19 protein-coding genes are annotated in these 20,455 nt (G+C 70.0%); 8 read left to right on the forward strand and 11 right to left on the reverse strand.

The annotated features are described in order from the left end of the window. Positions 1 to 51 precede the first annotated feature (51 nt). Positions 52 to 657 carry an alpha/beta hydrolase gene (locus GLS40_RS16170; RefSeq protein WP_160383694.1) on the reverse strand — a complete coding sequence of 202 codons (606 nt, stop codon included), beginning with the start codon at positions 655 to 657 and terminating at the stop codon, positions 52 to 54. 5 nt (positions 658 to 662) lie between these two features. Beyond that, positions 663 to 1,595: a VOC family protein gene (locus GLS40_RS16175; RefSeq protein WP_160383695.1), complete on the reverse strand. Its 933-nt coding sequence runs from the start codon at positions 1,593 to 1,595 to the stop codon at positions 663 to 665. A 117-nt stretch (positions 1,596 to 1,712) separates the two neighbouring features. On the opposite strand from GLS40_RS16175, the gene GLS40_RS16180 reads away from it, so the two are divergent. Then, complete coding sequence (locus tag GLS40_RS16180; RefSeq protein ID WP_160383696.1) at positions 1,713 to 2,633, forward strand: LysR family transcriptional regulator; 921 nt, start codon at positions 1,713 to 1,715, stop codon at positions 2,631 to 2,633. 27 nt (positions 2,634 to 2,660) lie between these two features. On the opposite strand, the gene GLS40_RS16185 is transcribed toward GLS40_RS16180, so the two are convergent. Beyond that, positions 2,661 to 6,008, reverse strand: a complete 3,348-nt coding sequence (locus GLS40_RS16185; RefSeq protein WP_160383697.1) for a YhdP family protein — start codon at positions 6,006 to 6,008, stop codon at positions 2,661 to 2,663. Positions 6,009 to 6,140: 132 nt separating this feature from the next. Here GLS40_RS16185 and bcp point away from each other — a divergent pair, with 132 nt between their 5' ends. The 4 genes from bcp to GLS40_RS16205 all read left to right on the forward strand — a co-directional run bounded on the left by bcp (position 6,141) and on the right by GLS40_RS16205 (position 9,539). Further along, complete coding sequence (gene bcp / locus GLS40_RS16190) at positions 6,141 to 6,602, forward strand: thioredoxin-dependent thiol peroxidase (protein ID WP_160383698.1); 462 nt, start codon at positions 6,141 to 6,143, stop codon at positions 6,600 to 6,602. 73 nt (positions 6,603 to 6,675) lie between these two features. Next, the gene (locus GLS40_RS16195) at positions 6,676 to 7,509 is read left to right on the forward strand and encodes a ferritin-like domain-containing protein (protein WP_160383699.1); all 834 of its coding nucleotides are present in this window, start codon (positions 6,676 to 6,678) and stop codon (positions 7,507 to 7,509) included. 175 nt (positions 7,510 to 7,684) lie between these two features. Continuing rightward, positions 7,685 to 9,019, forward strand: coding sequence for a DUF5930 domain-containing protein (locus GLS40_RS16200; protein WP_160383700.1), 1,335 nt, complete (start codon positions 7,685 to 7,687; stop codon positions 9,017 to 9,019). Further along, positions 9,009 to 9,539: a bactofilin family protein gene (locus GLS40_RS16205; protein WP_160383701.1), complete on the forward strand. Its 531-nt coding sequence runs from the start codon at positions 9,009 to 9,011 to the stop codon at positions 9,537 to 9,539. Before GLS40_RS16200 ends, GLS40_RS16205 begins: the two co-directional genes overlap by 11 nt. A gap of 198 nt (positions 9,540 to 9,737) precedes the next feature. Here GLS40_RS16205 and GLS40_RS16210 read toward each other — a convergent pair whose 3' ends face one another. Next, positions 9,738 to 10,322, reverse strand: coding sequence for an HNH endonuclease (locus GLS40_RS16210; protein ID WP_160383702.1), 585 nt, complete (start codon positions 10,320 to 10,322; stop codon positions 9,738 to 9,740). A 213-nt stretch (positions 10,323 to 10,535) separates the two neighbouring features. Here GLS40_RS16210 and GLS40_RS16215 point away from each other — a divergent pair, with 213 nt between their 5' ends. Further along, the gene (locus tag GLS40_RS16215; protein ID WP_160383703.1) at positions 10,536 to 10,976 is read left to right on the forward strand and encodes a VOC family protein; all 441 of its coding nucleotides are present in this window, start codon (positions 10,536 to 10,538) and stop codon (positions 10,974 to 10,976) included. Between the two features lie 342 nt (positions 10,977 to 11,318). Here GLS40_RS16215 and GLS40_RS16220 read toward each other — a convergent pair whose 3' ends face one another. From GLS40_RS16220 to GLS40_RS16245, 6 genes are all read right to left on the reverse strand, one after another. Continuing rightward, entirely contained in the window at positions 11,319 to 11,618 is a 300-nt protein-coding gene (locus tag GLS40_RS16220; protein ID WP_160383704.1) for a putative quinol monooxygenase, read from the reverse strand. A 93-nt stretch (positions 11,619 to 11,711) separates the two neighbouring features. After that, positions 11,712 to 12,377, reverse strand: coding sequence for an alpha/beta hydrolase (locus GLS40_RS16225; RefSeq protein WP_160383705.1), 666 nt, complete (start codon positions 12,375 to 12,377; stop codon positions 11,712 to 11,714). After that, positions 12,374 to 13,003, reverse strand: coding sequence for a DNA-3-methyladenine glycosylase family protein (locus GLS40_RS16230; RefSeq protein WP_160383706.1), 630 nt, complete (start codon positions 13,001 to 13,003; stop codon positions 12,374 to 12,376). The genes GLS40_RS16225 and GLS40_RS16230 overlap by 4 nt, the downstream gene beginning before the upstream one ends. Continuing rightward, positions 13,000 to 13,773, reverse strand: a complete 774-nt coding sequence (locus tag GLS40_RS16235) for a cobalt-precorrin-6A reductase (RefSeq protein ID WP_160383707.1) — start codon at positions 13,771 to 13,773, stop codon at positions 13,000 to 13,002. Before GLS40_RS16235 ends, GLS40_RS16230 begins: the two co-directional genes overlap by 4 nt. Further along, positions 13,770 to 14,810 (reverse strand): cobalt-precorrin-5B (C(1))-methyltransferase, encoded by a 1,041-nt coding sequence (locus GLS40_RS16240; RefSeq protein ID WP_160383708.1) that lies wholly within the window; start codon positions 14,808 to 14,810, stop codon positions 13,770 to 13,772. The genes GLS40_RS16235 and GLS40_RS16240 overlap by 4 nt, the downstream gene beginning before the upstream one ends. A gap of 437 nt (positions 14,811 to 15,247) precedes the next feature. Beyond that, positions 15,248 to 18,136, reverse strand: a complete 2,889-nt coding sequence (locus GLS40_RS16245; protein ID WP_160383737.1) for an error-prone DNA polymerase — start codon at positions 18,134 to 18,136, stop codon at positions 15,248 to 15,250. Between the two features lie 682 nt (positions 18,137 to 18,818). On the opposite strand from GLS40_RS16245, the gene GLS40_RS18240 reads away from it, so the two are divergent. Then, complete coding sequence (locus tag GLS40_RS18240) at positions 18,819 to 19,427, forward strand: DUF4177 domain-containing protein (RefSeq protein ID WP_202076242.1); 609 nt, start codon at positions 18,819 to 18,821, stop codon at positions 19,425 to 19,427. 41 nt (positions 19,428 to 19,468) lie between these two features. Here GLS40_RS18240 and GLS40_RS16255 read toward each other — a convergent pair whose 3' ends face one another. After that, positions 19,469 to 19,726, reverse strand: coding sequence for a BolA family protein (locus GLS40_RS16255; RefSeq protein WP_160383709.1), 258 nt, complete (start codon positions 19,724 to 19,726; stop codon positions 19,469 to 19,471). Between the two features lie 74 nt (positions 19,727 to 19,800). Here GLS40_RS16255 and GLS40_RS16260 point away from each other — a divergent pair, with 74 nt between their 5' ends. Continuing rightward, positions 19,801 to 20,430 (forward strand): J domain-containing protein, encoded by a 630-nt coding sequence (locus GLS40_RS16260; protein ID WP_160383710.1) that lies wholly within the window; start codon positions 19,801 to 19,803, stop codon positions 20,428 to 20,430. Positions 20,431 to 20,455: the final 25 nt, after the last annotated feature.

Consider the following 20,455-nt stretch of genomic DNA (forward strand, 5'->3'; position numbering starts at 1 on the left):
GCGCGGATCGCGCCCCCTGCCCCTGTCGTGCCGCCCCCGGGCGAAGGGCGGTCAGCCGGTCAGCAACCCGGCCAGGGCCGCGATCTCGCCCTGCCGCATTTCGTGCCCGCCGTCATGGACCGAGGTTTCGACCCCGGCGCCCTGCGCGGCGAACCAGGCCACCAGCCGTTCGGTCCGTGGCCAGGGGCAGATCGGGTCGCGCCGCCCGGCAGAGATCAGAACCCGCCGCCCGGACAGCGCCACCGGCACCGGATCCCAGGGGATCAGCGGATGCAGCAGCCCGACCCGGTCGAACAGGTCCGGGCGCGCCATCACCACCGAGGCCAGGATATTCGCCCCGTTGGAATAGCCGAACCCGTAAAGCGACACGCCCGGGTGCGCGGCCCGGACATCCGCGACATATTCCGCCATCCGCCCGGTCCGCAGCGCGAGGTCGTCCATGTCATAGACCCCCTCGCTCGTGCGGCGAAAGAAGCGCGCGGCGCCCTGTTCGCTGACATCGCCCCGGGGCGAAACGATGCCCGCCCCCGGGTTGATCTGGCGCACCAGGTCGAAGAACTGGTGCTCGTCCCCGCCGGTGCCATGCAGGGCAAGGATGATCGGCGCCCCCGGATCGGGCGCCCGGGTGCGCGCGGTGTAGCCGGGCGTATCGGTCATGGCCGTCACGCCCCGATCCCGGGCAGCTGCGCCTCGATCCGGCTGCGGTAGGGCTCGTAGCGCTCGGGCAGTTTCAGCGCCTCGCCCAGATGGGCGGTGTCCTCGTCCCGGTCGAAACCGGGTTCGTTGGTGGCGATCTCGAACAGGACGCCGCCGGGCGTGCGGAAGTAGATCGCCCAGAAATAATCGCGGTCGATCACCGGGGTCACCTGATAGCCGGTGGCCAGCAGTGCCTCGCGCACCCGGGCCTGTGCCGCGCGGTCCTCGACCGCAAAGGCGATGTGGTGCACCGAACCGGCGCCCTGCGCGGCGGGCTTGCCACCGGGCATCGCCTCAAGGTCGATGGTGTCGGCGGCATTGCCGCCCTCGATCCGGTAGCGGGTCACCGCGCCGTCGCTCTCGTCCTTCTGATAGCCCATGAAGCGCAGCAGCTCGTCGGTGCCCGCGGCATCGCGCAGCCGCAGCCGGGCGCCGTTGAAGCCCAGGATGCCCGCATCGCCCGATACGCCGTTGCCGGTCCAGGCGGTGCGCCCGCGATCGGCGCTTTCCACCAGGGCAAAGCTGTCGCCATCCGGCCCGTCGAATTCCAGGCGTGCCTCACCCAGGAAGCTGCCTTCGCGCAGCCCGGTCGCGCCCTGCGCGCCCAGCCTGTCGCGCCAGTAGGGCAGCGCGCCCTCGGGCACGGCGAATTCGGTCACGCCGACCTCTCCGGTGCCGCGGCGGCCCTTGGGCATCCGGCCAAAGGGGAAATAGGTCATCACCGAACCGGGGGTGCCGATCTCGTCGCCGTAATACAGGTGATAGACCTCGGGCGCGTCGAAATTCACGGTCTTCTTCACCCGGCGCAGGCCCAGGGTGTCGGTAAAGAAGCGGTTGTTCTCGGCCGCGTCCGCCGCCATCGAGGTGACGTGGTGCAGGCCCTTGATGTCCTTGATCATGGCGTTCTCCGTCGCGTGTTGCATTCGGTTGCGACCAAGATAGGTGCCAGGGCCATTGCCAGGAATAGAAAGTATACGGCATTTACTGTTATCACCGATGATAACAATGAGGCGCCGATGCAGACCCTGAAACCGATCCGTGTCTTCCTCGCCGTGGTGGCCGAGGGCAGCTTTGCCGGGGCCGCGCGGGCATTGCGGATGACGCCGGCCTCGGTCACCCGGATCATCGCGCAGCTGGAGGGCGATCTGGGCCAGCAGTTGCTGCTGCGCACCACGCGGCAGGTCTCGCTCACCGGGGCCGGGGCGATGGTGGCCGCCCGCTACCGCCCGGTGATCGAGGAATTCGACCGGGTGAGCGACGAGATCGCCCGCACCACCCGCCCCGACCGGGGGCGGCTGGCGATCAACGCGCCGATGTCCTTTGGCATGCGGCTGATGCCGGGATTGCTGGGCAGTTTCCGGCTGGCCTATCCCAATATCGACGTCGATTTGCAGCTGACCGATGTGCTGGTCGATATCCTCGACACCCATTGCGACCTGGCGATCCGCATTTCGGACCCGCCGGGCGACAAGTCCACCATCTGGCGCCGCATCTGCCAGGTGCCCCGCCAGATCGTGGCCGCGCCGTCCCTGTTCGACCGCGTCGCCCGGCCAGAGGGCCCGGATGACCTGCCGGGCGAGCTGTGCCTGTCCTACGGCCACCGGGGCGGGGCCGAGACCTGGACGCTGGCCCGCGCCGGGGTGCGGCGCAGCCTCCGCGCGGGCACCGGGATCGTGTCGAACAACGGCGAATTCCTGTACGAGATGGCGGTTGCGGGCAATGGCGTGGTGAACCTGCCGGAGTTCCTGGTGCGCGACGGGCTGGCCAGCGGCGCGGTCGAGGTGGTGCTGCCCGACTGGCAGGTCCCGGCCCTGAACCTGATGCTCTATTACCCGCCTTACGACAGGCTGCCGCCGCTCGTCGCCACCTTCACCGAGTTCTTCGAGGCCTATATCCGCGAGGTCGACAGTTTCGATTTCGGCGCCGCGCCGGGCTGACCCCGCGCCCCCGCCCCGCCCCCGCGCCTATTGCGACAGCTTGGGCGGCGGGCGGCGGAACAGTTCGCGGAACATGCCGGGGGTAAAGATCGACAGCGGGTTGACCGAGACCTGCGGCGCCGAGGACGGCCCGGTGAGGTTGAAGTTGAACCCGATCAGCCCCTCGCCCTTGCGCGTCAGGACCGAGCCGATGCCGTTCAGCAGGTAGATCGGCGAGATCACCCCCTGCATGTCCAGCCTGCTGGCGCCCAGATCATAGGTCCCGTCCATCGAGATCCCGATGGAGACGCCGACCGCGCTGCTTTCGGCCAGCACCACCTGTGTCGGGGTCAGCCGGAACCGGGCGTCGACCTCGCTGAACTGGATACCGTTGCCCGACATCTGCTCCAGCAGGCCGACCACCGAAATCGCGCTCAGCAGGTCGGCCATCGCCGGGGCGTCGGTGATCCAGAGCCCCCGCACCGCCAGGGTGCCGTCATAGGTGCCCGCGGCCCCGGTGGGCACCAGCACCAGGTCCAGCTTGCCCCCGCGCCCCTGTTTCAGCAGCCCGCCCGCCGCGATCACCGCCCCCGCATTGTCCGACGACAGCCGGATCGTGCTGGCCCGCCCGCCGCCGATCATCTGACCCCGGACCGGCGCGGCGCCGTTCAGCATGCCGGTAAAATTGCCGCTCATCCCGCCGCTGGTGGTGAAATCGCCGCGAAAGGCGGTCAGCGCCAGCGAATCCGATATCTGCAGCCGGTCGAGCGCCAGCCGGATCGGCCCGCCGCCGGACCCGCTGCCGCCGCCGTCGATCTTGGCGCGGCGCAGGTCCACCGTGCCCCCGGTCACCGCCACCGCCGGTGCGGCGCCTGCCCCGCGCCCCGTCAGCTCCACCGGCGCGTCCAGCCACTGGCCGACCTGCACCCGGCTGAAGAGCGCGCGCTGCAACTGCCCGGCCGCCGTCAGCTCGACCGCGCCGCTGGCCTTGAGGCCCGGGGCGTCGACCTCGATCCGGTCGATCCGGGGCGGGCTTGCCATCGCGCCGCTGACCGAGATGCGGCCCCGCGCGGCGCGGGGCAGCGACCAGTCGAGCGCGGTCAGCCGCAGGCCCACGCCGCTGAGATCCGAGGTCATGGAAAACGCGGGCGCCTTGCCCTTGGCCAGCACGATCTCGACCTCCGCCTGCCCCTTGCCCGAAACGCTGCCCGCGGGCAGGCCGATGCGGAATTCATCCATGAACCGCTCGGACAGCTCGACCCAGCCGGTGACGCGGCTTTCGCCGGTGGCGGCCTTGCCCAGCCCGGTCTCGAACCTGCCGTCGAAGGGCACGGCGCCGATCCGGCCCGGCCCCTCGATAAGCAGATGTTCGTTGCTGGCGGTCACCGTCATTTCCGACGCGGCCAGGGTCCGCCCCGGCACCAGCACGGTGCTGCGCAGGTCGCGCAGCGTCGCGCGCGCCGCCACCTGGATCGTCTCGGGCGGCGGGTCCTTCATCAGCTTCAGGTCGATGGTCCCGGTGACCGAAGCGCGCCCGTCCGCCATGTCGACCCGCTGCCCGGCCTTTTCCATGAACCGGAACGGCGGGGTGTTCAGCAGGGCCAGCGCGGCGGTGATCGTGCTGTCGGTCTGCAGGCTGACCCGGGCGGGGGCCGGTTTCTCGTTCGTGGCCAGCACCACGAAACTGGTGCCCGCGACAGAAACCCGCCCGCCCTGCGGCGCGTCGACATGCCCGGCGTTGGCAAGCACCGCGAACCGGTTCTGGTAGAGCGTCGCATGCCCCGCCAGGTCCTTGAGCGGCGGCACATCCTTGATAAAGGTCACCTCGGCCTCGCGGAATTCGAAGCCCAGATAGACATCCGGCTTGTGCCCCGGCAGCGAACGGACCCCCAGCTGCAGGTTGCTCAGCTCGCCCCGGTGGACATTCTCGGACACCCAGGTCCGGGTCTTCTGCCCCAGATCCTCGGGCCAGAGCGCCAGCAGCGCCTCCGAGGGCATCGCCTCGGCCGCGCCGTCCAGCGTCAGATCCCATCCCTCGGGGCGGGCGTTCACCTCGCCCGACAGCAGCAGCGCGCCGCCGGCCTCGGCCAGGCGCAGTTGGCCAAGGCTCAGCCGGAACGGGGCAAGCTGCAGGCGCAGGTCGGCGCGCACATCCTCGAATTCCAGCGGCTTGGGGTAGATGCGGCCCGGGTTGGCCACCATATGCGTCATCCGCATCTGGCCGACCATTTCCTGCGGCAGGCCGTCGCGCGTGCCGGTCAGGCGCACCTCGCCCTCGGCCCGCGCGGTGACAAAGGCACTGTCCACCGACAGCTCGTCGAACCGCAGGGCCATGGTGTTCGGATCGTAGGTGAAATAGCTGCGGGCCGAGCGGAAGCGGATCGGGCGGATATCGTCGGTCGGCCGCAGCGCCCCCGCGCCGATCTGCAGCGTCGCGTTGAGCGGGCCAAGCTGGCCCTCGCTGTCCACCGACACCCGCAGCGCCCCGGAAATCGGCGCGTCGAGCACGCCCAGCCAGGCCAGCGCCGCGCCCTGGGTGGCGATGTCCGCCGCCGGCATATCCGCGAAGTTCAGCCCCAGGTTTGCCGCCCGGTTGCCGATCCGGCTATCGTAATTCACCGCCAGGGTGGCCACGGAATCGCCGCCCCCCAGCAGGGCGAAATCGCCCCGCAGGCGCAGCTCTTCGCCCTGACGTTCCAGCGCGACGCGGCCACCGTCGATGGTCCAGGCCCGGCCCGAGCGGGCGTCTTCGTAAAACAGTGTGAGCGCGTTGGCCTCGATCCGGTCCAGCGCGGCAAGGTCGGGCAGGTCCAGCAGCTGCTCCACCGCATCCGCCAGCGCGGCGATGTCGGCACCCGAGGTGGTCTGGCGTACCGCCCCCTCGCTCCGCGCGGCGCCGTTGTCGCCCAGGGCCAGGTCGAATCCCCCCTCGGCATTGCGTCTGAGGCGCAGCTGCGCGCCGGTCAGGTAGATCGAATGCGGCTGCACCTTGCCCTGCAGCAGGGGCTCCAGCGCGATGGTGCCCTCGATATCGGACAGCGAGACGCGGGCCGGGCTGCCGACGCGCTGCACCTGAAGATCGCGCAGGCGCAGGCGCGGTTTCCAGCTGTCGCCCAGGATCACCGAGACCTCGCCGAACTGCACCGACAGGCCGGGCATCGAACTGTCCAGCCGCGCCTCCAGCCGGTCGTGCAGCCAGCGTGGCGCCACCAGCGGCTGATCCCGCAGGGCCAGCACCACCACGGCCAGCGCCACGGTGATCAGCGTCAGGCCCGACAGGGCCCAGGCACAGCCGTGCCAGACACGATGCGGCCACCGCCGCCGCGCCTTGCGCTGCGTCACGTCGGGCCGGGGCGCTTTGTCCCCCGCCGCAATGTCCTTGTCCTTGTCTGTCATTCCCGGCCCTGCGGCCCTGCTCTCTTTGCGGTGCGGGCCATCCCCTGCCCCAGGCACCTGCCATTGCCTTTATTCTCGCCGGAACCGCATTAAGATGAAACTCACATTTTGCGGCACAGGAAAGGCGCACCGATGACAGATACCGGAGACATGGCCCCCGATTTCACCCTGCCCAGCGATGGCGGCGGCACCGTCGCCCTGTCAGAGCTGCGCGGAAAGCCGGTTGTGCTCTACTTCTACCCGCGCGACGACACGCCGGGCTGCACGACCGAGGGCAAGGATTTCACCGGCGCCGCCGATGACTTTGCCGCCGCCGGGGCCAGGGTGCTGGGGGTCAGCAAGGACAGCGTCGCCAGCCACGACAAGTTCCGCGACAAGCACGGGCTGTCGGTGACGCTGCTGTCGGACGAGGACAGCGACGTCTGCGAACGCTACGGCGTCTGGGGCGAGAAGAAGATGTACGGCAAGACCTTCATGGGGATCGAGCGGGCGACCTTCCTCATCGCGCCGGACGGGACCATCGCCCGGACCTGGCGCAAGGTGAAGGTGCCCGGCCATGTCGACGAGGTGCTGGAGGCCGTCAAGGCGCTCTGACCCCGCTTCACGCCGCGCCCGGCCGTTGCGACGTGCCGGGCGTGTTCCGCACGCATCTCAGACGGGGCCCCCGATGACCGATACCCTGCCCGCGACGCTGGCCGAAATGGCCGTCGCCGTGCTGACCACTGCCGACGGGCGCGCCAAGACCGCCCTGTCGCACCGCTGCGCCGCCGCCTGGCGCGCCGCGCGCGAGGACGGGGCGACGCCGATCCCGGTGGGACAGGCCGCGCCGCCACTGCGCCCGGCCCGGCCCGACAGGCCCGACCTGCTGGACCCGCGCGACGTGCCGCGCCGCCGCCCCGGGTCGGAGCAGGGCCGCATCGCGCTGCTGCACGCCGTTGCGCATATCGAGCTGAACGCGGTGGACCTGCACTGGGATATCGTCGCCCGGTTCACCCATGTGCCGATGCCGCCCGGGTTCTATGACGACTGGGTCAAGGCGGCGGACGAGGAATCGAAACACTTCAACCTGATGTGCGACTGTCTGGAGGCGGCGGGATCGCATTACGGCGCCCTGCCCGCCCATGCCGGCATGTGGCGCGCCGCCGAGGACACCGCCGAAGACATCTTTGGCCGCCTCGCCGTGGTGCCGATGGTTCTGGAGGCGCGCGGCCTGGACGTGACCCCCGGCATGATCGAGGTGTTCCGCAAGGCGGGCGCCGATCAGGCGGTCGCGGCGCTGCAGACGATCTATGCCGAAGAGGTCGGCCATGTCGCCTATGGATCCAAGTGGTTCCATTACCTGTGCGGGCGGCACGACACCGATCCGAAACCCTTTTTTCACGAGTTGGTGCGCAAATACTTTCACGGCGCGCTCAAGCCGCCGTTCAACGATGAAAAACGCGCAGAAGCCGGGCTGCCGCTCGACTTTTACTGGCCCCTTGCCGAAGAGCGTGGCGGCTGAGCAACGCTGCCCCCCGGAGAATCGGCGATTTCTTGCCAAATCGGCGGAAATTCGGGAGGTGCGGCGAATCGGCCACCCAAACGCCTTGCCGGGCGTGTAACGTCCCGATAACAAAAGTCGGAGCGCCAGTTGGGGAACGGGGCGCTACTGGGATGGGACAAAGGGACACCTTTTCGTGAGAACACGGCTTGCCATGCGCATGCACGCTCTACTCGAGCGGCACTTTCCTGAACGTCGGCTGTTTCTTCGGTCGGATACGGACACTCGCTTCATCAGGCTGCGGCCCGGCATGCAACTGGCGGCTTTTGCCGGCGGCAGCGCCATCGTCGCCTGGTCGATCATCGCCACCGCGATCCTGCTGATGGACAGCATCGGATCGGGCAACTTCCGCGAACAGGCCAAGCGGGACCAGATGGTCTATCAGACGCGCCTGAACGCCCTGGCCTCCGAGCGCGACGCCCGGGCCGACGAGGCGCTGGCGGCGCAGGAGCGCTTCAACTCGGCGCTGCAGCGGATTTCGTCGATGCAGTCGGAACTGCTGGCCTCGGAAACCCGGCGCGGCGAACTTGAGACCGGGATCGACGTGATCCAGTCGACCCTGCGCCGGACGATGACCGAGCGCGACAAGGCCCGCAAGGAAGTGGGCACCCTGAAACAGGAAATGGCCGATGCGGGCACCGTGGCCGGGCCCGGCGAGGCCGCCGCCTCGGACGCGACGGTCGGCATGCTGACCGCAGCCCTGTCGGACACCGCGAACCAGCGCGACCAGATCAGCGCCGACGCCAAGGACGCCCTGCTGCAGGCCGACGAGATGGCCAGCCAGGTCGCCCTGATGAAAGACCAGAACGACCAGATCTTCCGCCAGCTGGAAGAGGCGATGACCGTCTCGGTCGCCCCGCTCGACAAGATGTTCCGCGCCGCCGGCATGAACACCGACAGCCTGCTGAACCAGGTGCGCCGGGGCTATTCCGGCCAGGGCGGCCCTCTGATGCCGATCTCGCTCTCCACAATGGGCAGCGAACCCTCGGCGGATGAAAGCCGCGCGAACCGCATCCTCAACCAGATGGACAAGCTGAACCTCTACCGCATCGCCGCCGAAAAGGCGCCGTTTGCCCTGCCTGTTCACTCCTCCTACCGTTTCACCAGCGGATTCGGTTATCGCCGCGATCCCAAGACCGGCGGCCGCCGCATGCATGCCGGCGTCGATTTCGCCGGTCCCGTGGGCACACCGCTTTTCGCCACGGGCGACGGCGTCGTCACCCATGCGGGCTGGCTGTCGGGCTATGGCCGGCTGGTGAAAATCCAGCACGAGTTCGGCATCGAGACCCGCTATGCCCATATGTCGCGCATTCGCGTGAAGGTGGGCCAAAGGGTCTCGCGCGGGGACCGGATCGGTGATATGGGGGCATCCGGACGTGTGACCGGGCCGCATCTGCACTACGAAGTGCGCGTGGGCGGCCAGGCCGTGAACCCCATGATCTACATCAAGGCTGGAAAAGATGTTTTCTAAAAGCAAAATCAATGAGCCCGGCCCGAAGGCCAGCGAAACCCCCGCTCCGGCCGCTTCGGAAACGCCAGCACCCAAGCCCTCCATGACCGGCAGCGATTTCAAACCCTCGGCCCCCAAGGCCAAGCCGCCCGCATCGGTCCTGTCCTCGGATCTGCATATCACCGGCAACATCAAGACGACCGGCGACATCCAGATCGAAGGCACCATCGAGGGCGACATCCGCGCGCATCTGCTGACCATCGGCGAAGGCGCCACGGTCAAGGGCGAGGTGACCGCCGATGACGTCGTGATCAACGGCCGCATCGTGGGCCGCGTGCGCGGGCTGAAGGTGCGCCTGACCTCGACCGCGCGGGTCGAAGGCGACATCATCCACAAGACCATCGCGATCGAAAGCGGCGCCCATTTCGAAGGCTCCGTGCAGCGCCAGGACGATCCGCTGAGCGGCAAGGCCAAGCAGCTGTCCGCACCCGGTTCCGCCGCCGCGGCTTCTGCACCGGCCGCGAACAGCTCCGGCAGCTGATCCGCACCATCGCGTCCCGGATTTCACGGGCCGTCCCATCGGGGCGGCCCGTTTCCGTTGCTGCGGGGCGCCCTGCCCCGGGGTGGCGCGCGGCCCGCCCGGTGCACAGCACAACGCCCGCCGCCGGGCACAGGCGGCCCGAAGCGACCTGACCGGCGCTCTCCGTGACGATGACGGGCGATCCGCGCGCCGGTTGGCCTAGGCCTCCAGCTCGGCATCCCAGTAGAGGTAGTCCATCCAGCTTTCATGCAGGTGGTTGGGCGGGAACTTGCGGCCCATGTTGCGCAGCTCTTCCGCGCCCGGGGCGCGGGGCGGCTTGCGCAGGGACATGCCGGCGCGGCGCAGGCTTTTCGATCCCTTGTGCAGATTGCAGGGCGAACAGGCCGCCACCACGTTTTCCCAGCTGGTGATGCCCCCGCTGGCGCGCGGCACCACATGGTCGAAGGTCAGATCGCCCTTGGCCCCGCAGTACTGGCAGCAGAATTCATCCCTCAGAAAAAGATTGAAGCGCGTGAAGGCCACGCGCTTCTGAGGTTTTACGTAATCTTTCAGTACCACCACCGAGGGTATCCGTATCTCGGTACTCGGGCTTCGGACCCAGGCGTCGTACTCGGCTACGATGTCCACCCTTTGCAGGAAGGCCGCCTTGACCGCCTCCTGCCAGGGCCAGAGACTGAGGGGGTAGTAGGAAAGCGGCCGGTAATCCGCGTTCAGAACCAAGGCCGGGTGCTGTCTCAGCGCCGCCGGTTCCCGCACGAATTCCGTCCTGAAATCTCCGTCCATCTGCGACTCGTCCCCTGCGCTGTCTGCCCGAGGTGGAACCGGAGCGGGACACCCCGCCCCAGCCTGGGTTTACTATATATCGCGGCTTTCCGCTGACAAGTCCCACGATATGCAGTTCACGCCCAAGTGCCTAAAACAAGTGCGTAACGCTGGCATGACAGTGCCCGACCGGCACGGGCTGGGACTCGCGCGCGGGCGTGCTATCATTGCCGCATGGATGATCTGCCCCTGCCCCCCGCCCCCGCGTTTCCCGGCCTCCTCGAAGCCGCGCTCTACTGCCCCGACCTGGATGCCGCCGAGGCCTTCTATGGCGGGATCCTGGGGCTGGAGCGGATCACCCGGGTGGCCGACCGGCACGTGTTCTACCGGGTCGGGCACACGGTGCTGCTGCTCTTCAACCCCGCCCGCACGCGCGAGGGCGGTTCCAACCCCGAGATTCCGGTGCCGCCGCACGGGGCCGAAGGGCCGGGACACCTGTGCCTGGCCGCCGATGCGCAGTCACTGGCCGCCTGGGTGGAGCGCCTGGAGGCGGCAGGCGTCCCGCTGGAGGCGGATTTCCACTGGCCGGGCGGGGCGCGCTCGATCTATTTCCGCGATCCGGCGATGAACTCACTGGAGATCGCCGAGCCGCGGCTCTGGTTCGACGCGGGGTGATCGCGCGCGCCGCCGGGGTTCGGGATGAACCGGCGGGCCGTGTCCGGGGGCCTCGGCGCGGGAGGGGGGCTGTCTGCCCCCCATCGGCCATGCAGCCGAGTCCCCCCGAGGATATTTTCGGCCAGAGGAAGGCCGGGGCCGGGGGAAGTTGCGCAGGCTCTCGCCCGGGGGCGCGGGGAGGATCGTCTTTGAGGTTCGGGGAGAACCGGCGGGCCGTGTCCGGGGGCCCCGGCGCGGGAGGGGGGCTGTCTGCCCCCCATCGGCCATGCGGCCGAGTCCCCCCGAGGATATTTTTGGCCAGAGGAAGGCCGGGGCCGGGTGAAGCGGCAGGGCAGCGCGGTGTCAGAGGTCGCGGATGCGCTCGGGTTCGATCATCTTGAGGGCGCGGTTGGTGACGCCGCAGGGCTCCATCCGTTCGCGATGCGCGGTCATGTTGGGATGGGCGCCGTGGGCGCGCAGCGCCTCCTTGCTCTCCCATTCCTCGTAGACCCGGAACAGCGTGGGCTGGTCGACGCTCTGGAAGAAGCGGTAGGTGATGCAGCCGTCTTCGGACTTCGTGGCCTCCTGGGCGAGCGCGAAGTTCTTCTTGGCAAGCTCCACCTGGTCGGCGGCCACTTCCATCGTGCCGGTGATGATGATCATGCGATGTCTCCTCCGTTCATCAGTCGCGACCAGACATGCCCGACCCCGCCGCCCCTGTCGAGGCGCGGCGCCGCCGATCGCACATTCGCGGACTCAGAGGCCGAGCTTGTCGCGCATGAAGGCCAGCGCAACCGACAGCCCGTCCGGCGCGATCCCGTGGCCGGTGCCCTTCATCACATGTGCAAAGACCTCCTTGAACCCGGCGCCCTGCAGCGCCTCGGCGGCGGCGGGCAGCGATTGCGGCGGCACGACCTCGTCGGCATCGCCATGCACCAGCAGCACCGGCATCCGGCTGACCACCTCGTCCTCCAGCGTCTCGGGGCGCAGCAGCCGGCCCGAGAAGGCCACGATGCCCGCCACCGGATCCTCGCGCCGGGGTGCCACATGCAGCGACATCATCGTGCCCTGCGAGAACCCGAAGAGCACGACCTGTTCCGGCAGCACGTCCTCGTCCACCATCAGCGCGTCGAGGAAGGCGTTCACATCCTCCACCGCCTGGGTCATGCCGCGCTCGGCCTCCTCTTCGGAGGAGCCGTCGAGCCAGGGGATCGGGAACCACTGGAAGCCGAAGGGCGCGCCCGGGACCGTTTCCGGCGCGTCGGGGGCAATGAACAGCGTGTCGGGCAGATGCTCGGCCAGCACGTCGGCAATGCCAAGCAGATCGGCCCCGTTGGCGCCATAGCCGTGCAGGAAGACGACGATCGAGCGCACCTCCCCCGATTGCGGTTCCCTGCGGCCTGCGTTCAGAACCCGTGTCATGCGATCCCCTCCCTCGTCTTCTCGGCCCGGTAGAAGGCCCAGAGCATGCGTGCCGCAACCGCGCGCCACGGGCTCCATCTCTCGGCCATGACGCGGAACTCTGCCGGTGCGGGCCGTCCGGGCAAGGCGTAGAGGATCCGCGCCGCCTCCTGCAAGGCCAGATCGCCCGGCGGGAAGACATCGGCCCGCCCGAGGGCGGTCAGCGCGTAAATCTCGGCCGTCCAGGGGCCGATCCCCGGCAGGGCGACAAGCCGGGCCAGCACCTCGGCATCCGGCATGCCGCGCAGGGCGGCAAAGTCGAGACCCGAGGCGGCGAGGCCTCGGGCGTATTTCATCTTGGGGCGCGACAGGCCGACGGCCTTGAGGTCGCCCTCGGTCGCGGCGGCGATGGCGGGGGCGGAGGTCAGGCCCGCCGACTCCATCCGCGCCCAGATCGCGGCGGCCGAGGCGGTGGAGACCTGCTGGCCCACCACCGCCTGCAGCAAGGTGGCGAAACCGTCCGGGCGGCGGCGCAGGGGCGGCAGGCCGCAGCGGTCGAGCGCATGGGCCATGCGCGGATCGTGCTCGGCCAGCCAGCTGGCGCCCTCGGCGACGCAGTCCATGGTTGCGATGATGCGGCCGGTCATCGGCTCTCTCCCGGGTCCCGGGCCGCCTGCGCGCCGGACCCGGCGGCCGTGGCCCGCGCCCAGGTCAGCGCGGCGGCGACGGAGGAGAGGACACTGGCCCCCTGCGGCAGCGGCGGACGGGCGATCATCGCGACGGGCAGGCCCAGGATGCGGGCGGCCTCCAGCTTGGCCGATGCTCCCTGCCCGCCCGCGTTCTTGGTGACAATCCAGTCGATCCGCCGGTCGCGCAGCAGGGCGAGGTCCTCCGCAACCTCCCACGGCGGGCGGGAGGTGAGCATTTCCGCCCGGGGGAAACCGGGGGCCGCGACAGGCTCTATCGCGCGGATGACCACCGGGTTGCGGCGCAGCGCGGCGTAACGCGGCAGGTCCTGCCGCCCGACGGCGAGGAAGACGCGCGCCTCTGCCGGGATCACGCCCTCCAGCGCCTCGGGCGAGGCGACACCGCTCCAGCGGTCGCCGGGGCCGGGCTGCCAGGCGGGGCGGTCCAGGATCGCGTGGGGCAGCGCCATCTCGGCGCAGATGCGCGCGGTCCGCGCACTCACGCGGGCGGCGAAGGGATGTGTCGCGTCCAGTACGGCCCGCACGGCGTGGTCGCGCAGGAAGCTGCGGAATCCCGCGTCGCCGCCAAACCCGCCGATGCGCAGCCGCCCCTCGGGCCGCAGCGGCGCGCGGGTCACCCCGGCGAGCGAGGCCATGGCATCGGCCCCTTCGGCCGCAAGCGCCGAGGCCACGGCGCGCCCTTCGGCGGTGCCTGCCAGCACCAGGATCATGCCCGGGCCAGAACGGCGCCGGCGCGGTCGATCACCACCACATCGGCGGCGATCCCCGGGCCGAGGCGCGCGCGAACCTGCGCCAGGGCGGTCTCGGCAACCCAGGCGGGGAAATCCGGGCCGACCTCCTGCAGCACCTGCGTGGTGGTGTTGGCCGAGGCCACCGACGCGCGGCCGAAGAGCGCGGCCAGCGCGGCAAAATCCACCTGGCTGCGCCCGGAATGCAGGTCGCCCGCCCCCTGCGCCAGCTTGGTCAGCTTGCCGATGCCCCCGCCCAGGCTCACCCGCGGCAGCGGGTGGGCGCGGATGTACTTCAGCATGCCGCCGGCGAAATCGCCCATGTCCAGCATCGCGTGATCCGGCAGGGCGTGCAGCCCCTGCACCACCCTCTCTGAGGTCGCGCCGGTGCAGCCGGCCACGTGCTCCAGCCCGACAGCGCGGGCCACGTCGACCCCGCGGTGGATCGAGGCGATCCAGGCCGCGCAGGAAAACGGCCGCACGATGCCGGTGGTGCCAAGGATCGACAGCCCTCCGGTGATGCCCAGCCTCGGGTTCCAGGTTTGGGCGGCCAGCGCCGCGCCGCCGGGCACCGAAACGGTGATGCGGATGTCGGGGGAGCGGCCCAGCCGGGCGGCCATCTCCTCGACCGTCTCGCGCATCATCTGGCGGGGCACGGGGTTTATCGCGGGCTCTCCCGGCGGGATCGGCAGGCCGGGCCTTGTCACCGTCCCCACGCCCTCGCCCGCGGCAAAGCTCACGCCGCCGGGCGCCGCTTCGACCCGGGCGCGGATCAGCGCGCCGTGGGTCACGTCGGGGTCGTCACCGGCATCCTTCACGATTCCCGCCGCGGCCCAGCCCTCGCCGCCCGCCAGCTCGGCCACGGCAAAGACCGGGCGTTCGCCGCGCGGCAGGGTGATGCGCACCCGGTCCGGCCGCCCTTCGCCCCACAGCAGCATCAGCGCCGCCCGCACGGCGGCGGTGGCGCAGGCGCCCGTGGTCCAGCCACGGCGCAGTTCTTTGTCAGGCATGCGGCTCATCGCGCCCGAGCATACGCGCCGCCGCCCGGCGCGCCAGCGATTTCCACCCCACGCGCCTCAGCCGTTCCGCGCCTCCTCCCCGGCTTCATCTCGTCCGGAATACTCCGGGGGAGTCCGCGCGCAGCGCGTGCGGGGGCAGCGCCCCCACCACCGCGGTCAATTGCGCTGTCCCCGGACACCGGAGGCGATGTCTCACCGGGCCGCCGCGTCCCGCGTCGGGGGCACTGCAAACGACGGTTGGACTGGGCCCCCACCACCCCCGTCATTTGCCCTTTCCCCGGATAACGCGGGCGATGTCTCACCCGCCCGCCTCCGGGGGTAAAGGCTGTGGGGAGGGTCTGTCGTCTTCTGGCGGGTTCGGCGCCCAGGGCGCGCCGCCGAACCCGATGCCGCCGCCTCTTGCCCCGGGCGAGAGGGTTCTGGCGGGGCGGCCCGCGCTACTCCCCCGTCGCCGGCGTCAGCATCGGGCGCAGCAGGGCCAGGGGATGGGCCTTCAGCGTCAGGCGGGTGGCGACAAAATCCTCCACCACCTCCTCTCCCAGGGTCATCTGCGGCAGCAGCGCGGCGGGTTCGGCGATGCCCTCGCCATCCATGTCACCGGCAAAGAGCGGCAGCTCGCGCCCCGGGGCCAGGGCCTTGGCCTCCCACAGTGCCGCGCGCCGGGTCAGGCCCAGCCCGGCAAAGGCATCCGCCTCGGCCAGCCGCTCCAGCATCGCGGGCGGCACCCCGGCGCGACGCCAGACATCGCCGACCGAGCGGTACCCGTTGCCGCGCGCGGCCGAGATCCAGTCGCATTCCGCCGAGGACAGCCCGCGCACCTGGCGGAACCCCAGCCGCAGGGCCAGCGCCCCGCTGTCCGAACGTTCCATCACATTGTCCCAGTACGAGGCGTTCACATCCACCGGCAGCACCTCGACCCCGTGTTCGCGCGCGTCCCGCACGATCTGCGCCGGGGCGTAGAAGCCCATCGGCTGAGAGTTCAGGAGCGCGCAGGCGAAGATGGCGGGGTAATGCCGCTTGATCCAGGCCGAGGCATAGACCAGCAGCGCGAAACTGGCCGCGTGGCTTTCGGGAAAGCCGTAGCTGCCGAAGCCCTCGATCTGGCTGAAACAGCGGTCGGCGAAGGCCTCGTCATAGCCGTTGCGCGCCATGCCCTTCATGAACCGCGTGCGGAAATCCGACACGTTGCCGTGCTTCTTGAAGGTCGCGAGCGAGCGGCGCAGCCGGTCGGCCTCGTCCGGGGTGAAGCCCGCGCCGATGATCGCGATCTGCATCGCCTGCTCCTGAAACAGCGGCACGCCCAGCGTCTTGGCCAGCACCTTGCCCAGCTCGTCCGAGGGGAACTGCACCGTCTCCTCGCCATTGCGGCGGCGGATATAGGGATGCACCATATCGCCCTGGATCGGCCCGGGGCGGATGATCGCCACCTCGATCACCAGGTCGTAGAAGTTGCGCGGCCGCATCCGGGGCAGGAAGTTCATCTGCGCCCGGCTTTCCACCTGGAAGACCCCGATCGTGTCGGCCCGGCAGAGCATGTCGTAGACCTGCGGATCCTCGGGCGGGATGGTGGCAAGCGAATGGCGCAGCCCTTCGTGCCGCTCCAGCAGGTCCATCGCCTTGCGCAGGCAGGACAGCATGCCAAGCGCCAGCACATCGACCTTGAGGATGCCCAGCGTGTCGATATCGTCCTTGTCCCAGCAGATGACGGTGCGGTCCTCCATCGTGGCATTCTCGATCGGGACCAGCTCGTCCAGCCGGCCCTCGGTGATGACGAAGCCGCCGACATGCTGGCTGAGGTGGCGGGGAAAGCCCTCGATCTCGTGCACCAGATCCATCGTCTGGGCCAGGCGCGGGTCGGTCGGGTCAAGCCCGATCTCGCGCATCCGCTCGTGCTGCATCGCCTCGGAGGAGAAGAAGCCCCAGAGCTGCGAGGAAATCGCCGAAATGGTGTCCTCGGTCAGGCCCATGACCTTGCCGACCTCGCGGATCGCCCGCTTGCCGCGGTAATGGATCACCGTGGCGCAGAGGCCCGCGCGGTGGCGGCCATAGCGTTCGTAGATGTGCTGGATCACCTCCTCGCGCCGCTCGTGTTCGAAATCCACGTCGATGTCGGGGGGCTCGTCGCGCGCCTCGCTGACGAAACGTTCAAAGACCATGGTGCCGATCTCGGGCGAGACCTCGGTCACGCCCAGGCAGTAGCAGACCACCGAATTGGCCGCCGATCCGCGCCCCTGGCACAGGATCTCGCGCGAGCGGGCATATTGCACGATGTCATGCACGGTCAGGAAATAGGGTTCGTATTTCAGCTTGGCGATCAGGGCCAGCTCATGCTCCATCAGCGCCTTCACCCGGTCGGGCGCGCCATGCGGATAGCGCCATTTCAGCCCCGCCCGGGCGAGACGCGTCAACCGGCCCGAGGGCGTCTCGCCCCCCGCGATCTCGGAGGGATATTCATAGCGCAGCTCGTCGAGCGAGAATCCCAGCCGGGCGGCCAGCGCGCCGGCGCGCTCCACCGCGTCTTCGTGGCGGACAAAGATGCGGCGCATCTCGGCCTCCGAGCGCAGGCGCTGTTCGGCATTGGCCAGCGCCGCGCGGCCCAGCACGTCGACCCGCGTGCCGGTGCGGATCGCGGTCAGCACATCGGCCATCCGGCGGCGGCGGGCATGGTGCATCAGCGGCCGGGCCGAGGCGAGCGTGGGCAGGCCCATCTCCTCGGCCAGCCGGGCCAGCGCGGCAAAGCGCGCGGCGTCGCGCCCGTCATAGGCCGGGGCCATCAGCAGATGCACCCGGCCGGGCATGGCGCGGGTGACGCGGGCCGCGGCGCGGCGCCAGTCGCGGGCCGCCTCGCCGCGCCGGGCCGGATGCAGCAGGGCCTGCAACCCTTCGGTCCCGGTTTCGATCAGGTCGCCCAGCGTCAGATCGCAGCGCCCCTTTCCGGCCCTGAGCCGCCCGCGCGAGATCAGCCGGCAGAGCCGCCCCCAGCCGGCCCGCGTCTCGGGCAGCAGGGTCAGGTCGGGCCCGTCGGCAAAGGTCATCCGCGCGGCGGGGATCAGCCGGGGCGTGGCCAGCGGCGGCGGCGGCGGGGTGCCGGGCGGCGCGGGGGGGCCGATGAGGCCATGTGCCGCGTCGAAATCCAGCCGTTCCCTGACCTTGCGGGCGACCTCGCGCGCGGCGGCATGGGCCCGCACGATGCCCGCGACCGAATTCTCGTCGGCCACGGCCAGGGCGGGCATGCCCAGCTCGGCGGCGCGCAGGATGTACTCCTCGGGGTGGGAGGCCCCGGTGAGGAAGGAAAAGTTCGAGGTGGCGCAGAGTTCGGCGAACATGACGGAGAGTATATTCATGTTTTGTTCTCATTGGGAGTCCGTTGCTGCGGCCCCGACCTCCGCCCCTGCGCTCACAGAGGCCCACATCCCCGCCAGAGTGCGGGGTGGCTGGCGGGCAGGACCCTGTCCCCCGGACAGGAGTCGCGGCCCGGACGGGGAGACGGCAAGGCCGGACATCGAGACGACAGCACGGGCCTTGCGCAACTGACGAGGGCGGAGGGGGCCCAGGCCAACCGTTATTCGCAGTGCCCCCGACGCGAGACGCGGCGGCCGGGTGAGACATCGCCCCCGTTGTCCGGGGACAGCGCAATTGACGAAGGCGGCAGGGGGCGCTGCCCCCGCCCGCGCTGCGCGCGGACTCCCCCGGGATATTTCGGGCCAGAGGAAGCCGGGGAACCGGCACCAGGCTTCATCTCGTCCAAAATACTCCCGCCGGAGGCGGACCCGCGTGACGCCTCGATCCGCGCCCGGCCCCCGCGGGGGACCCGCGGCGACAGGACCGGCTGCCCCCTGCTGCCGGGGGCGCGGGCGCGGCGGTTGGCCGGTTGCCAGAAAAGGTCCACAACCTGCCGGGTGCCTGTCACGCTTATGCCGCGATAGCAGGCGAGAGTTCCGGCAAGAGCCGCGCGGACGGGGCCTCCCGCTTGCGCTGTCCGACGTGGCCGTGCAAGAGAGAGGCGAGATGGCGAGCTTTGAATACCGGGTTGTCCCGGCACCGACGCGTGGGTTGAAGGGACAGGGCATCAAGGGCCCCGATGGACGCTTTGCCAATGCGCTCGAGGACGTCATGAACGAGATGGCCGCCGAGGGCTGGGAATACCAGCGAGCCGAGACGCTGCCCTCGGAAGAGCGCAGCGGGCTGACCTCGACCACCACGACATTCCGCAACGTTCTGGTGTTCCGCCGCCCCCGCGCCAGCGATCCCGCGCCCTACCAGCCGCGCCTGCTGGAACAGCCCGCCGAGGCCCGCCCCCTGGCCCTGCCCGAACCGCGCCGGGTCGACAACGGGGTCGAGGATACCGACCTGCTGGACGACAGCTTTGCCGAGACCCTGCGCCGCCGTGCCGCACAGCTGCTGGGGCGCAAACCCGCCGATGCCACCCTCCCCGACACCGCCCCTGCCGCGGACACCGGCACAGACACCAGCACTGGCACTGGCACTGGCACTGGCACTGGCACTGGCACGGACGGCACATCCGATGGCGCAGCGACCACGCCGGAGGCACCGCAGAACGGCCCTGCCCCCCGCGTCAACGGATCGGCCGCGCCTGGCCCCGCCACCGAAGGCTGACACGGACCGCGCGGGGCGCAGCCAGGCGCCCTGCCCCGGTTTCAGGCGTCGAGGTCCAGCGCCAGCGCGTGGATTCGGCCGATGATCTCGGGGCCAAGCGCCGCATGCACCGAACGGTGCCGCGCGATGCGGCTTTGCCCGGCCAGCGCGGGCGCGCGCATGCGGACGCGGAAATGGCTCTCTCCGCCCTCCTGGAACCCGGCATGGCCGCGGTGGCTTTCGCTCTCGTCCAGCACATCCAGTTCGCGGGGCGCAAAGGCCTGCTCCAGCCGGGCGCGGATCTCTGCCGTAACACTCATCTTTTTTCTCCGGGCCTCTTCAATCTCGACGCAGACAGTCTAAACTGCATCCCCTGACTCGGAAAGGATTGCGTATGGCCAAGACTGATCCATTCGGATTCGACATGTCCGTCTCCTCGGCCAAGAAGAAGTCGACCAAGGGGCGGCGCGGCATGACCGGTGCGTCCGAGACCTCGACCCGTGTCTGCGAACACCCGGGCTGCGAGGAAGCGGGAAAATACCGTGCGCCCAAGGCGCCAGACGTGCTGGACGACTATTTCTGGTTCTGCCGCGACCATGTGCGCGAGTACAATCTGAAATGGAACTTCTTTGACGGAACGACCGAGGCCGAGCTGAACGCCCAGGCCTCGAAGGACAGGGTATGGGAACGCCAGACCCGGCCGATGGGCGATCCCGAGGCCAGGGCCTGGGCACGCCTGGGCATCGAGGACCCGCACCAGGTGCTGGGCGACAATGCGACCCGCAACCCCGGGCGCAACACGGCCGCCGCGCAGACCCGCCGCCTGCCGCCGACCGAACGGCGCGCGATCGAGGTGCTGGAGGCCAAGGACCACTGGTCCAAGGCCGAGGTGCGCAAGGCCTACAAGTCGCTGATCAAGGTGCTGCACCCCGACATGAACGGCGGCGACCGCAGCCAGGAGGAGCAGCTGCAGCTTGTCGTCTGGGCCTGGGACCAGATCAAGGACAGCCGCAACTTCAAGTGAGCAACCGGCGCCCCGCTGGACGGGG

This window comes from Pseudooceanicola pacificus (assembly GCF_009789075.1).
Lineage (GTDB): Bacteria > Pseudomonadota > Alphaproteobacteria > Rhodobacterales > Rhodobacteraceae > Pseudooceanicola > Pseudooceanicola pacificus.